Consider the following 11,685-nt stretch of genomic DNA (forward strand, 5'->3'; position numbering starts at 1 on the left):
AATCATTCAGGACAGGGCTTGATCCGGCCGAGGCCCGTACAATACAGGCTTCTCTCAAAGCATTCTTCTCATGGCCAGCCTGCTTGACAAGCTCAACCCCGAACAACTCGCCGCCGTCACCCTGCCTGCCGAACCCGCATTGATTCTCGCGGGCGCCGGCTCCGGCAAGACGCGGGTGCTGACCACGCGCCTTGCCTGGCTGCTGCAGACCGGGCAGGTCACGCAGTCCGGCGTCCTCGCCGTTACCTTTACGAACAAAGCTGCCAAGGAGATGCTTACGCGTCTCTCCGCCATGCTGCCGATCAATACCCGTGGCATGTGGATCGGCACTTTTCACGGGTTGTGCAACCGTTTCCTGCGAGCGCATCATCGTGAAGCTGCGCTGCCGCAGACCTTCCAGATTCTGGATACATCGGACCAGCTTGCCGCCATCAAGCGCTTGCTCAAGGCGCTCAATGTCGACGATGAAAAATACCCGCCGCGCGAACTGCAGCATTTCATCAACGGCAACAAGGAGGCGGGTTATCGCGCGCATGCCGTCGAGGCATGGGATGACTACACGCGCAAACGCGTCGAACTGTACGCCGAATACGATGCGCAATGTCAGCGTGAAGGCGTAGTCGATTTCCCTGAGTTGCTATTGCGTTCCTATGAATTGCTCGAGCGCAACGAACCGATCCGTCGTCATTATCAGAGCCGTTTCCGCCATGTGCTGGTCGATGAATTTCAGGATACCAATCGACTGCAATACCTGTGGTTGAAACTGTTGGCCGGTCATGCCACTGCGTCGCCTGCAGCTGTATTTGCCGTGGGTGACGACGATCAGAGTATTTATGGTTTTCGTGGCGCCGAGGTCGGCAATATGCGTGACTTCGAGCGAGAGTTCAAGGTACCCCGCGTCATTCGCCTGGAGCAGAACTACCGCTCGCACGGCAATATCCTCGATGCTGCAAACGCCATAATTGCCAATAACAGCAAACGCCTCGGCAAGAACCTGTGGACCGACCAGGGCAGCGGCGAGCCGATCCGTGTTTACGAGGCTGTGGCCGACCTCGATGAGGCGCGCTGGATCGTTGAGGAAATCCAGCAACTGGTGCGTGACGGTGCGTCCCGCAGTGATATTGCCTTGCTCTACCGCAGCAATGCCCAGTCACGCGTGCTCGAGCACCAGCTGTTCTCGCTTGGCATTTCCTATCGCGTCTATGGCGGCCTGCGTTTCTTCGAGCGCCAGGAGATCAAGCACGCACTGGCTTACCTGCGTCTGATCGCCAACCCGGATGACGACACCGCCTTCGCGCGCGTCGTGAACTTCCCGACCCGTGGCATCGGCGCGCGTTCGCTGGAGCAATTGCAGGATGCGTCGCGCGTCTACAACACCAGCCTCTACGCCACGGTGTCGCATTTGTCCGGCAAGCCAGCGCAGGCCGTTGGTGCCTTCGTGCGGCTCATCGAGGAGATGCGTCATGCGACGACAGGCCTGCCCTTGCCGGAGGTGGTCGATCATGTTCTCGATGTGTCCGGCTTGCGCACGCATTACAAGGCGGAACGCGAGGGCGAAGAGCGCCTCGCCAACCTCGATGAACTCATCAATGCGGCTGCCTACTTCGTACATGAGGACGGAGCGCCTCCTGCAGAGGGCGAAGAGGTGCTAGCGGGTGATCCGCTCTCGCGCTTCCTGTCGCATGCCTCGCTTGAGGCTGGTGATCATCAGGCTGATGCCGGCCAGGACGCTATCCAGCTCATGACAGTGCATGCCGCAAAGGGGCTGGAGTTTGATATGGTCTTCCTGAGCGGGCTGGAGGACGGCCTGTTCCCGCACGAGAATTCCATTACCTCGCTGGAGGGCCTGGAGGAAGAGCGGCGCCTGATGTATGTCGCTGTCACACGTGCGCGCCAGCGGCTCTATCTGTCACTGGCACAGAGCCGCATGCTGCATGGTCAGACGCGCTATGCAATGAAGTCGCGCTTCTTCACGGAAATTCCGGAGGAGTTGCTGAAGTGGCTCACGCCACGCGTGCAGCAAGGCTTTGGGGCCGTGCATACGCCGACGCGCAACTACGATGGCGATAACCATGCGACATCGCGACTCAACACGCCACGGCAGAACGGCCGTGATCTGGGTGGTTTTTACGTCGGTCAGGCCGTTCGCCACGGCCGCTTCGGTTCGGGTGTCATCGTATCGGCCGAAGGCAGCGGTGCCGATGCGCGCGTGCAGGTCAATTTCGGTTCGGGCGTAGGCATCAAGCTGCTGGCATTGAGCGTCGCCAAGCTCGAGGCGGAGTAGGGCGGAGCTTGCACCTACTTTGCGTCTAGCCGCCTCCCGGCGGCAGACGGAACCTCCGGTGGAGCTCCGCGTTACAGCCCTGCCATGCAGAGATACTTCATCTCGACGTATTCCTCGATGCCGTAGTGTGAGCCTTCGCGGCCGAAACCGGATTGCTTGATGCCGCCGAACGGAACCGTCTCATACGATATGGCGCCGGTATTGATGCCGACCATGCCGTATTCGAGGGCTTCGGCGACACGCCATACGCGGCCGATGTCGCGGCTGTAGAAATAGGCTGCCAGACCGAATTCGCTGGCGTTCGCCAGCGCAATCGCTTCCTCGTCGGTCGCGAATTTCATCACCGCAGAGACGGGCCCGAAAGTTTCTTCGCGCGCGATCAGCATGTCTTGCGTGACATCGCGCAGTACGGTGGGCGTGACGAAACGCCCCTGTGGCGGTGTGCCGCCAGTGAGCACCTGGGCGCCTTTGGCGCGCGCATCGTCGATATGCCGCATGACCTTGGCGACGCCCGCGTCGTCGATCAACGGACCCTGCTGCACGCCGGCCTCGAAACCGTTGCCGAGCTTGAGTTCGCGCGTGCGCGCAACGAGCCGCTCGACGAAGGCGTCATGAATGCCGGACTGCACGATGAAGCGATTGGTGCACACACAGGTCTGGCCCGCGTTGCGGTACTTCGAAAGCATCGCACCCTCGACCGCCGCGTCGAGGTCGGCATCGTCGAACACGATAAAGGGGGCATGCCCGCCAAGCTCCAAAGCCAGTTTCTTGACGGTTGGCGCGCACTGCGCCATCAGGATGCGACCGACTTCTGTCGAACCGGTAAAAGACAGGTGGCGCACGACAGGGCTCGCGCACAGCGCCTTGCCGATGTCGATGGCGTTCTGCGCGTCGCAGCTCAGCACGTTGAAAACGCCGGCCGGAATGCCGGCGCGTTGCGATAACTCGGCCAGCGCCAGCGCGCACAAAGGAGTCTGTTCGGCAGGTTTCAGGACGATGGTGCAACCGGCTGCCAGCGCAGGCGCCACTTTGCGCGTGACCATCGCGACCGGGAAGTTCCACGGGGTGATTGCCGCGCAAACCCCGGTCGCCTGTTTGATGACCAGTATGCGACGGTCATTGCCCGGCGTCGGCGTCACGTCCCCCTGGATGCGGCGTGCCTCTTCAGCAAACCATTCGATGAAGGACGCTCCATAGAGCACTTCGGCCTTGGCTTCGGCCAGAGGTTTTCCCTGTTCGGCGGTCAGCAGCGCAGCGATGGCGTCGGCGTGTTCGACGATCAGTTCGAACCAGCGGCGCATGATCTGGCTGCGCTCGCGCGCAGGCCGGTCACGCCAGCTAGCCAATGCTGCATTCGCAGCTTCAATGGCTCCGAGGGCTGCGTTCGCATCTAGATTGCTGACCTCGGCCAGCTGCTCGCCCGTGGCGGGATCGGTGACCGCGAAGCGTTGCGGGCTGTCGAGCCATTGACCGCCCACGAAGGCCTGCGTCTTGAACAAATCTCCTGCGCGCTCACGAGCTGGGTGGGGTTGCGGGCTCATCATGCCTCCAAAGCTGTTCACTCGTCGCCGTCGGGCCTGCATGCCGCGGCGTCGAAGACGCCTGCCGTGCGCTCCTGGCTGTTGGCGAGATGGATGCGCATCGCTGCACGCGCAGCATCGGGATCGCGCCGTTCAATGGCGCGCACGATCTGTTCGTGCTCGATGCGCACCTGCTGCAGGTGCAACTTGCGTGCCGCGAGGTCCACGTAGACGCGGGCGGGTTTGTCGCCCGGCAGAGCGGTCAGCGATGACAACAGATCGGCAAAATAGACATTGTTGGTGGCGCGGGCGATCGCCAGGTGGAATTCCCTGTCCTTGCGGCGCACGCCGCTGCTACCGCCATCCAGCGCGATCGACAGCGATTGCCAGGCCTGCTTGATTGCTTCCAGCGCCTCGGGCGTACGCCGCCGCGCGGCTTGCGCCGCGGCTTCGGTTTCCAGCCCGATACGCACTTCGAGCACGGCGAGCTGGCTATCCTTCGAGGCCGCACTCTGCGCGGGTAATACAGAGAACGGGCGGGCAACAGGGCCAACCGAGGCCATCACGAAAGCGCCGCGCCCTTGCTGGGTGGCGATTCGTCCGGCCGAGCGCAGGCTGGAGGTGGCTTCACGCACGACGGTGCGACTGACGCCATAAGTCTGCATCAATTCACGCTCGCTTGGTAGGCGATCGCCAGGGCGGAGTTCGCCGCGATCGATGCGCTGGATCAATTCGCGGGCAACGAGGCTGGCAAGGCTATCGTGCGGATTGCGGCGCGACTTCAGGATTCCCGGAGCATCCATTGCGAGCATTCTGACCACAGAGAGCGACGATTTTACGATACGAACATGGCGCTACGGCCGTTCATGACGATGCGCCCGATGTCTGGCGCCGTAAACGAAAAAACCGGCCGAAGCCGGTTTTTCTTGTAGCAGCCAGTATTACTTGGCGGCCGACTGATCTGCAGGAGCCGATGCATCAGCTGGAGCCGATGCGTCAGCTGCTGGAGCAACTTCAGCAGGGGATTGTTCCGCAGGAGCAGCGACCGGAGCCGATGCTTCGACGGCCGCGGCCGGAGCTTCTTCAGTCTTGCTGCAAGCGGTAGTTGCCAGAGCAATCAGGGCTGCAACGAGGAGAGATTGTTTCATTGTTGAATTCCCTTGCAAAAATGTGCGGTGAGTATATTGAGCCAAAATTTAAATCGGCCCTAATAGCCGATTGCGCATTCTAACATTCAATTTCAGCGTTTGGAAAGGTTGTGCGACGCAACGAAAGCCGTCTTTACATCTTCTGCTGCAGGTGTAGAAAGCCGTCGGCATACCAATCGGATAGCAGATCCCAGCCGGTTTGGGAGAGCGATTTGAGCTCGCTCAAAGTGCGTTCATTTGCCAGTCTGCGGAACGCTTTGGCGTCGGCAGCGGGAATGATCACGACCTCTCCATTCAAAAAGAACTTGCCCCCGGCGTAGAGCATCTGCGTGCGCAAATCGAGGCGCAAACCGTTCGTCAGGGCGGCGCGTTTGAATGCTGCCGGGCTGAGTTCCTCATGCGGCGGGTCGAAGAAAACGTGGGCTTTCGGCTCGGAAAGGTATTGCCCGAGAAATTCCGTGACGTCGCGTTGCGCCCAGCGGATCCGCGACAGCATTTCCGCCACACGCACTGCCATTTCGTCGGGAATCCGCGCGGGCGTTGGCGTGGCGCGCAGGTCGGGATCCGTGTAAAGACCTTCGAGCGAAAGTTTCTCTTCGAGGAAGCCCAGAAAGGCTGAACTCAGTTCGCGCGCAGACGGGGCCCTGAAACCGATGGAGTAAGTCATGCATTCGCCAATGGCCGTGCCGTTGTGCGCATATTTCGGTGGCAGGTACAGCATGTCGCCAGGGTTGAGAATCCATTCCTGCGTGGGGCTGAAGTTTTTCAGGATTTTCAGCGGCACATCGTCGAGCAAGGTCAGATCCTTCTGTGCGCTGATCTGCCAGCGGCGCTGGCCAAGTCCTTGAAGCAGGAATACGTCGTACGAGTCGAAATGCGGGCCGACACCGCCGCCATCCGTGGCGTACGAAACCATCAGGTCGTCCAGGCGTGTAAACGGGATGAACGAAAACTGGCGTAGCAGCGCATCCCCTTCTTCGAGCAGCAGGTTGAGCCCCTGTATCAGCACCGTCCAGGGACCGGATCTGGGAAAGTCACGTTTGCGCAGTGGCCCGTTGATCATGTCCCACCCATCATTCCCTGCATGCACCAAACGTGATTCGACGTCCTCGTCTGCTGTGAGCTCTTTGGCTTGGGCGGGCGTCAGAAGTCCCTGAAAGCCGGGGATCGCGTTACGGATCAACAGCGGCTTCTTCTGCCAGTATTCATCAAGAAATTGTTGCGGCTTCATGCCGCCAAGTAGTGCTTCGGTCATGGTGCCATTCTACACAGCTGCGCAATCGGCCCTGACGGCACGCTAGAATTGCAGGCCTTTTTTGCGGAAAGCCCCATCTGATGTCGGTTGCGACCATCGAATCACTGGACCACGAAGGTCGCGGCATTGCTCATGTCGAAGGCAAGGCCATCTTCATTGAAGGCGCCTTGCCGGGCGAGACAGTGGAGTATTCCAGCTACCGCAAACGCGAGCGTTTCGAGCAGGCCACGACGACGCGTGTCATCAAGCATAGTGCGCAACGCGCCGAACCACGCTGCAAGTTCTTTGATCTCTGTGGCGGTTGCAGCCTGCAGCACGCAGAGCTGGGGGCGCAGGTCGCGGCCAAGCAGCGCGTCATGGAAGACGCACTGAAGCACATTGGCAAGGTGCCGGTTGGCAGCATTTATCCCCCCATCTATGGCCCTGCCTGGGGTTATCGTTATCGTGGCCGTATCGGCATACGCATGGTGCCGAGTAAAGGTGGCGTGCTCATCGGTTTTCACGAGAAGAAGAGTAGCTACATTGTCGACATGACCAGTTGCGAGGTCTTGCCGCCGCATGTTTCGGATGTGTTGATTCCTTTGCGTCGCCTGATCGCAAGCCTCTCTTCCCCTGATCGTATTCCACAGGTAGAGCTAGCCGTGGGCGATGATCGCACCGTGCTTGTACTACGTAATCTGCTGCCCTTTACGGCAAAAGACAAAGCCCTGTTGCTGGCATTCGGTGAGCAACATGCACTTCACATGTGGCAACAACCGGGTGCGCCGGAGACCGCACGCCCGCTGCGAGCAGGAGAGCCCGACCATCTTTATTTCACCTTGCCCGAATTCAATCTCGCGCTGAAATTCAAGCCAACAGATTTCACCCAGGTGAACGTTCATATCAACCGCTTGCTTGTTCGACGCGCAATGCAGTTGCTGCAGCCGCAGCCCGGTGAGCGCATTGCAGATTTGTTCTGTGGCCTTGGTAATTTCACCTTGCCGATAGCCCGCAGTGGCGCGCGCGTGGTGGGGGTGGAGGGCAGCGCAGCGCTGGTGGAGCGGGCAGCAGAAAATGCGCGGGAAAACGGTTTGTCTGATCTGGCGGATTTTTCGGTTGCCAACCTGTTCGAAGTGACGCCTGAGAGCCTGCGTGCACTCGGCGCGCTGGACAAGATGCTGATCGATCCGCCACGTGAAGGCGCAATCGCGCTAGTCAAGGCATTGGGCGACGACGCACCGCGTCGAATCGTGTATGTGTCATGCAACCCGGCCACACTGGCACGCGATGCCGCGGTGTTGGTGCGCGAAAAAGGTTATGTCATGCGCGGTGCAGGTGTCGCGAACATGTTTCCGCATACGTCGCATGTCGAATCGATTGCCTTGTTCGAGCGACTGTGACGCAAGGAGTCAGCACATAAAAAAAGCCCGCGTTGAACGCGGGCTTTTTTCTGGCGGGCGCTTTTAATCCCGGTCGCCACCAAAGATACCAAGCAAGGCCAGCAAACTCTGGAAGATGTTGTAGACGTCGAGATATACAGCGAGCGTTGCCGATACATAGTTGGTCTCGCCGCCTTGCACGATCCGGTTGATGTCATGCACCAGCCAGGCGCATGAAATGCCGAGCAACACGACGACGATCGTCAGATACAGCGCTGGAATCTGCAAGAATATGTTGGCAACAATTGCGGCCAGCAACAATAGCGAGCCAATCGTCAGGAACTTGCTCATGTTCGATAGATCGCGCTTGGTCGTGCTGGCAAAAGACGCCAGGCCCAGGAACGAGATGCCTGTGCCACCCGCTGCGATTGCGATCAACGAACCGCCGTTGGAAAAGCCCAGGACAGACTGGATCAGGCGTGACAGCATGAGGCCCATGAAGAAAGTGAAGGCCAGCAGAATGGCGACGCCTGCGCTGCTGTGTTTGAACTTCTCAATAGCGAACATGAAGCCCATGGCACCGACCATGAATACGATAAAGCCCATGCCGCCAGTCAAGGCAAAGTGCATCTGCACGCCCAGCAGTGCGCCCAGTACGGTCGGGATCATGCTCAGCGCCAGCAGCGCATACGTATTGCGCAGCACACGATTCTGACTTTGTGGCACGCCAATGGTGCCGACGTCCAGCATGCGATCTTCCATTTGAATCTCCATTAAGAGTGGCGCCCCGTCCGGGTGGCGCACAAATAAGACTCTTGGCATTGCCAAGGGTTCCATAGCCGGAATGCTAACCACTTTCGGCAGGGCTGCAAACGTATTTTGGAGTGGGCGTGCTTGCTTCCTGCGGACATGACGAATAAACTCAGCGCCCTGCAAATCCAGCATTGATGCTGTTTGCACGCGGAGGTGTGGCAGAGCGGTTGAATGCACCAGTCTTGAAAACTGGCGTGGGGAAACCCATCGTGAGTTCGAATCTCACCGCCTCCGCCAAGAACAAAAAAGGCTCCGTAAGGAGCCTTTTGCTTTTGCCGCCAGCTTAATCCTGAAGCATGGCGCGCGTGACGTCTGCCCAGCAATTGGGTGTTTCATATAGGCGTAAAGCTTCCAGTCGAAGGCTTTTTTCGCACAATTCGGCAATGCGTGGCGCGAGGAGGCGAAAGGCTTCTGCGGCCAGATTCTCTGCCGTTGGTACGACATCCAGAACCACGGTCCGATGGTCGGGAAGGCTGTCGAGAAATGTGCGGATCTGCGTGTCACCGCGATAGACCAGGAAGGCGTGATCCCAAACGTCCACGATGGTCGAGCGCATGGCGCTCTTTACTTCCGAGAAGTCCAGCACCATACCGTTGCGTGGATTACCATCCTGTAGCGTGACATCGCCCGAAACCGTGGCTTCAATGACGTAGCGATGACCATGAAGATGGCGACACAGACTGCGGTGATCCGGAATACGGTGGCCCGCGTCAAATTCGAGTCGTCTGGTTATAAGCACGGGTAATTACCGGGAGCAAAAGATGCGGCCAGAAATGGCGAGCGAAGCCCGGCATTGTAACGGCAGGAGTACTTCAAGGATATTTTGCAGCGCAGGGCGCGCGGCATACACACGAACGCTGGTGGGGCCACCAGCTCGACTCGAGCGAGTCTTGGATTATTACCGGAGCGACGAAAGTCCGTCGCCCCGGCTGAGGCAGAAGGAAACTTACTTTTCCTTCTTCTTTGCCTTGGCTTCTTTCTTCAGGTTCTTGAACATTTCGGACTTATGAGCACGCAGGTACTCGATAACTTCGAAATCATCCTTGCGGATCTTGTTCAGGTCGATCTGCTCGATGTGGACCAAGCGGAGCAGGGCTTGAACCGGACGCGGAACATTGCGACCGCTTTCATAACGGGAGCCGCCACTTTGCGTCACACCGATCTTGGACCAGAACTGCGATTGATTCAGGCCCAACTTGCGGCGGATTTCGCGAACATCAACGTTTTCAATTGTTTTCATGTCTTTGTACCTGTACCTGTGTATACGATGCAGAAAATTTCATTCATTCCTGGACCTCCGGGCCCGCATAGAGAGTTCTGGTAAATGAGCACGTTCATGCACAAGGCATTTGTTCGTTGCTCGCTAGACCGGAGCTACCTCTCGCCGTCTGTTCTTGTTTCTGCAGCGCATTCCATCTGACCAATCTCCGGCCAAGCAGGTACTGCGGAGCGGCGGGCTTCTTCTGATCTATAACTTTAGTTATAGACGTATAAAGTATAGATCAATATCTCGACAACATACAACCTTGTCCAGCCTGCTTTTCAGGCCCGTTTTGCAAATAAGTGTTAGCGAATTGTTGACGGCTTGAGGCGGGTGGAAAACGCCATTGCATCAAGAGGGTAGGCGAGTTGGCGGAATCAGCTAAAATAACGGGCTCTCCAACTTCAAGCTAGTCACTGCAAGATGGCACTGATCGTTCAAAAATATGGTGGCACCTCGGTGGGTAATCCCGAGCGGATAAAGAATGTCGCGCGCCGCGTCGCCGCAGCGCAGGCTGCGGGTGACCAGATCGTGGTGGTGGTTTCTGCCATGAGCGGCGAGACGAATCGCCTGATTGGTCTGGCCAAGGAAATCCAGCCGAACCCGGATGCGCGCGAACTTGACGTGGTCGTTTCGACCGGCGAACAAGTCACTATCGGTTTGTTGTGCATGGCGCTGATCGAGCGTGGCGTGAAGGCACGCAGCTATACCGGTGCGCAGGTCCGCATCCTGACGGATAGTTCGTTCACCAAGGCGCGCATTCTCAAGATCGATGAAGATCGCATGCGTAAAGATCTCGATGACGGACACGTCATCGTGGTGGCTGGCTTCCAGGGTGTGGATGATCTTGGCAACATCACGACGCTGGGCCGCGGCGGTTCGGACACCACCGGCGTTGCCCTGGCGGCTGCGTTGCGCGCGGACGAGTGCCAGATCTACACCGACGTCGATGGCGTCTATACGACCGACCCGCGCATCGTGCCCGAGGCACGCAAGCTCGATCGCATCACATTCGAAGAGATGCTGGAAATGGCCAGCCTCGGTTCAAAGATTCTGCAGATTCGTTCGGTCGAGTTTGCGGGCAAGTACAAAGTCAGATTGCGGGTGCTCTCCAGCTTCGAGGAAGGTGGCGAAGGGACCCTGATTACATTCGAGGAAGACATCAAGATGGAACAACCGATCATTTCCGGTATCGCCTTCAACCGCGATGAAGCCAAACTCACCGTTCTGGGCGTGCCTGACCGTCCCGGTATCGCGTACCAGATCCTCGGCCCGATCGCTGACGCCAATATCGACGTCGACATGATCATCCAGAACGTCAGTCATGATGGCCTGACCGACTTCTCGTTCACCGTCAATCGCAACGACTACGAGCGTACGACGAAGATCCTCGAGGACGTGAAGGCACATGCTGGCGCGCGCGAAGTGCGTGGCGATCGCTCGATGGCCAAGGTGTCGGTGGTGGGTGTTGGTATGCGCTCGCACGTGGGCATCGCCAGCAAGATGTTCCGTACGCTGGCCGAAGAGGGCATCAATATCCAGATGATCTCGACCTCGGAAATCAAGATTTCTGTGGCGATCGACGAGAAGTATCTGGAGCTGGCCGTGCGTGTTTTGCACAAGGCGTTCGAGCTGGATCAGGTCGGCGCGTGAGTTCTTTGTCGGAAGTGAGAGGAAACATCACTTCTGACACGGAATCGAATTGACGGGAGGGCGCGCTGCGGCTAACATGCGCGCTCTTTTGGAGAAGTGGCCGAGAGGTCGAAGGCACTCCCCTGCTAAGGGAGCATACGGTCAAAAACTGTATCAAGGGTTCGAATCCCTTCTTCTCCGCCAAAGAAACTCACAAAATAATCGTGAGAGTAGTTGCGGAATTGTTGCAGTGCTTATACAATGCCGCTCCTTTAGCGCCCGTAGCTCATCTGGATAGAGTACTTGGCTACGAACCAAGGGGTAGGAGGTTCGAATCCTTCCGGGCGCGCCAGATGCAAGAAAATGGCTCAGATCGAAAGATCTGAGCCATTTTTCTTTTCTGCGTCTCTTTTG

The 11,685-nt window shown here is 58.3% G+C and carries 9 protein-coding genes and 3 tRNA genes; 6 read left to right on the forward strand and 6 right to left on the reverse strand.

The window, feature by feature from the left end; genetic code table 11:
- The first annotated feature begins 70 nt into the window (after positions 1-70).
- A complete protein-coding gene (locus tag VVD49_RS10735) occupies positions 71-2,284 on the forward strand; it encodes a UvrD-helicase domain-containing protein (RefSeq protein ID WP_327599178.1) in 2,214 nt (737 codons plus the stop codon).
- Positions 2,285-2,355: 71 nt separating this feature from the next.
- Here the strand turns inward: VVD49_RS10735 and VVD49_RS10740 are convergent, their stop codons facing one another.
- From VVD49_RS10740 to VVD49_RS10750, 3 genes are all read right to left on the reverse strand, one after another.
- Positions 2,356-3,825, reverse strand: a complete 1,470-nt coding sequence (locus tag VVD49_RS10740; RefSeq protein WP_327599179.1) for an NAD-dependent succinate-semialdehyde dehydrogenase — start codon at positions 3,823-3,825, stop codon at positions 2,356-2,358.
- Between the two features lie 17 nt (positions 3,826-3,842).
- Complete coding sequence (locus VVD49_RS10745) at positions 3,843-4,607, reverse strand: FadR/GntR family transcriptional regulator (protein WP_327599180.1); 765 nt, start codon at positions 4,605-4,607, stop codon at positions 3,843-3,845.
- 478 nt (positions 4,608-5,085) lie between these two features.
- Complete coding sequence (locus VVD49_RS10750) at positions 5,086-6,207, reverse strand: cupin domain-containing protein (RefSeq protein WP_327599181.1); 1,122 nt, start codon at positions 6,205-6,207, stop codon at positions 5,086-5,088.
- Positions 6,208-6,287: 80 nt separating this feature from the next.
- On the opposite strand from VVD49_RS10750, the gene rlmD reads away from it, so the two are divergent.
- The gene (gene rlmD / locus VVD49_RS10755; protein ID WP_327599182.1) at positions 6,288-7,586 is read left to right on the forward strand and encodes a 23S rRNA (uracil(1939)-C(5))-methyltransferase RlmD; all 1,299 of its coding nucleotides are present in this window, start codon (positions 6,288-6,290) and stop codon (positions 7,584-7,586) included.
- Between the two features lie 63 nt (positions 7,587-7,649).
- Here rlmD and VVD49_RS10760 read toward each other — a convergent pair whose 3' ends face one another.
- On the reverse strand, positions 7,650-8,510 hold the full coding sequence (locus tag VVD49_RS10760; protein ID WP_327599183.1) for a Bax inhibitor-1/YccA family protein: 861 nt from the start codon (positions 8,508-8,510) through the stop codon (positions 7,650-7,652).
- Positions 8,511-8,527: 17 nt separating this feature from the next.
- Between VVD49_RS10760 and VVD49_RS10765 the strand changes: the two genes are divergently transcribed.
- A tRNA-Ser gene (locus VVD49_RS10765) sits at positions 8,528-8,615 on the forward strand.
- 46 nt (positions 8,616-8,661) lie between these two features.
- Here the strand turns inward: VVD49_RS10765 and queD are convergent.
- Positions 8,662-9,117, reverse strand: a complete 456-nt coding sequence (gene queD / locus VVD49_RS10770; protein WP_327599184.1) for a 6-carboxytetrahydropterin synthase QueD — start codon at positions 9,115-9,117, stop codon at positions 8,662-8,664.
- Between the two features lie 207 nt (positions 9,118-9,324).
- Positions 9,325-9,618 (reverse strand): helix-turn-helix domain-containing protein, encoded by a 294-nt coding sequence (locus VVD49_RS10775; RefSeq protein WP_327599185.1) that lies wholly within the window; start codon positions 9,616-9,618, stop codon positions 9,325-9,327.
- 444 nt (positions 9,619-10,062) lie between these two features.
- Here VVD49_RS10775 and VVD49_RS10780 point away from each other — a divergent pair, with 444 nt between their 5' ends.
- The 3 genes from VVD49_RS10780 to VVD49_RS10790 all read left to right on the forward strand — a co-directional run bounded on the left by VVD49_RS10780 (position 10,063) and on the right by VVD49_RS10790 (position 11,623).
- Positions 10,063-11,292, forward strand: a complete 1,230-nt coding sequence (locus tag VVD49_RS10780; RefSeq protein ID WP_327599186.1) for an aspartate kinase — start codon at positions 10,063-10,065, stop codon at positions 11,290-11,292.
- A 90-nt stretch (positions 11,293-11,382) separates the two neighbouring features.
- Positions 11,383-11,475: transfer RNA gene (locus VVD49_RS10785), tRNA-Ser, on the forward strand.
- Between the two features lie 71 nt (positions 11,476-11,546).
- Positions 11,547-11,623: transfer RNA gene (locus VVD49_RS10790), tRNA-Arg, on the forward strand.
- The last annotated feature ends 62 nt before the right edge of the window (positions 11,624-11,685 follow it).

The sequence above is a fragment of the Uliginosibacterium silvisoli genome (genome assembly GCF_036017035.1).
GTDB lineage: Bacteria > Pseudomonadota > Gammaproteobacteria > Burkholderiales > Rhodocyclaceae > Viridibacterium > Viridibacterium silvisoli.

What these genes read in the sequence shown, in the direction of transcription:
- VVD49_RS10740 (WP_327599179.1), bottom strand. Translation starts at nt 3,825, where the DNA reads ATGAGCCCGCAACCCCACCCAGCTCGTGAGCGCGCAGGAGATTTGTTC.
- VVD49_RS10780 (WP_327599186.1), top strand. Translation starts at nt 10,063, where the DNA reads ATGGCACTGATCGTTCAAAAATATGGTGGCACCTCGGTGGGTAATCCC.
- VVD49_RS10750 (WP_327599181.1), bottom strand. Translation starts at nt 6,207, where the DNA reads ATGACCGAAGCACTACTTGGCGGCATGAAGCCGCAACAATTTCTTGAT.
- VVD49_RS10775 (WP_327599185.1), bottom strand. Translation starts at nt 9,618, where the DNA reads ATGAAAACAATTGAAAACGTTGATGTTCGCGAAATCCGCCGCAAGTTG.
- VVD49_RS10735 (WP_327599178.1), top strand. Translation starts at nt 71, where the DNA reads ATGGCCAGCCTGCTTGACAAGCTCAACCCCGAACAACTCGCCGCCGTC.
- rlmD (WP_327599182.1), top strand. Translation starts at nt 6,288, where the DNA reads ATGTCGGTTGCGACCATCGAATCACTGGACCACGAAGGTCGCGGCATT.
- VVD49_RS10760 (WP_327599183.1), bottom strand. Translation starts at nt 8,510, where the DNA reads ATGCTGGATTTGCAGGGCGCTGAGTTTATTCGTCATGTCCGCAGGAAG.
- VVD49_RS10745 (WP_327599180.1), bottom strand. Translation starts at nt 4,607, where the DNA reads ATGGATGCTCCGGGAATCCTGAAGTCGCGCCGCAATCCGCACGATAGC.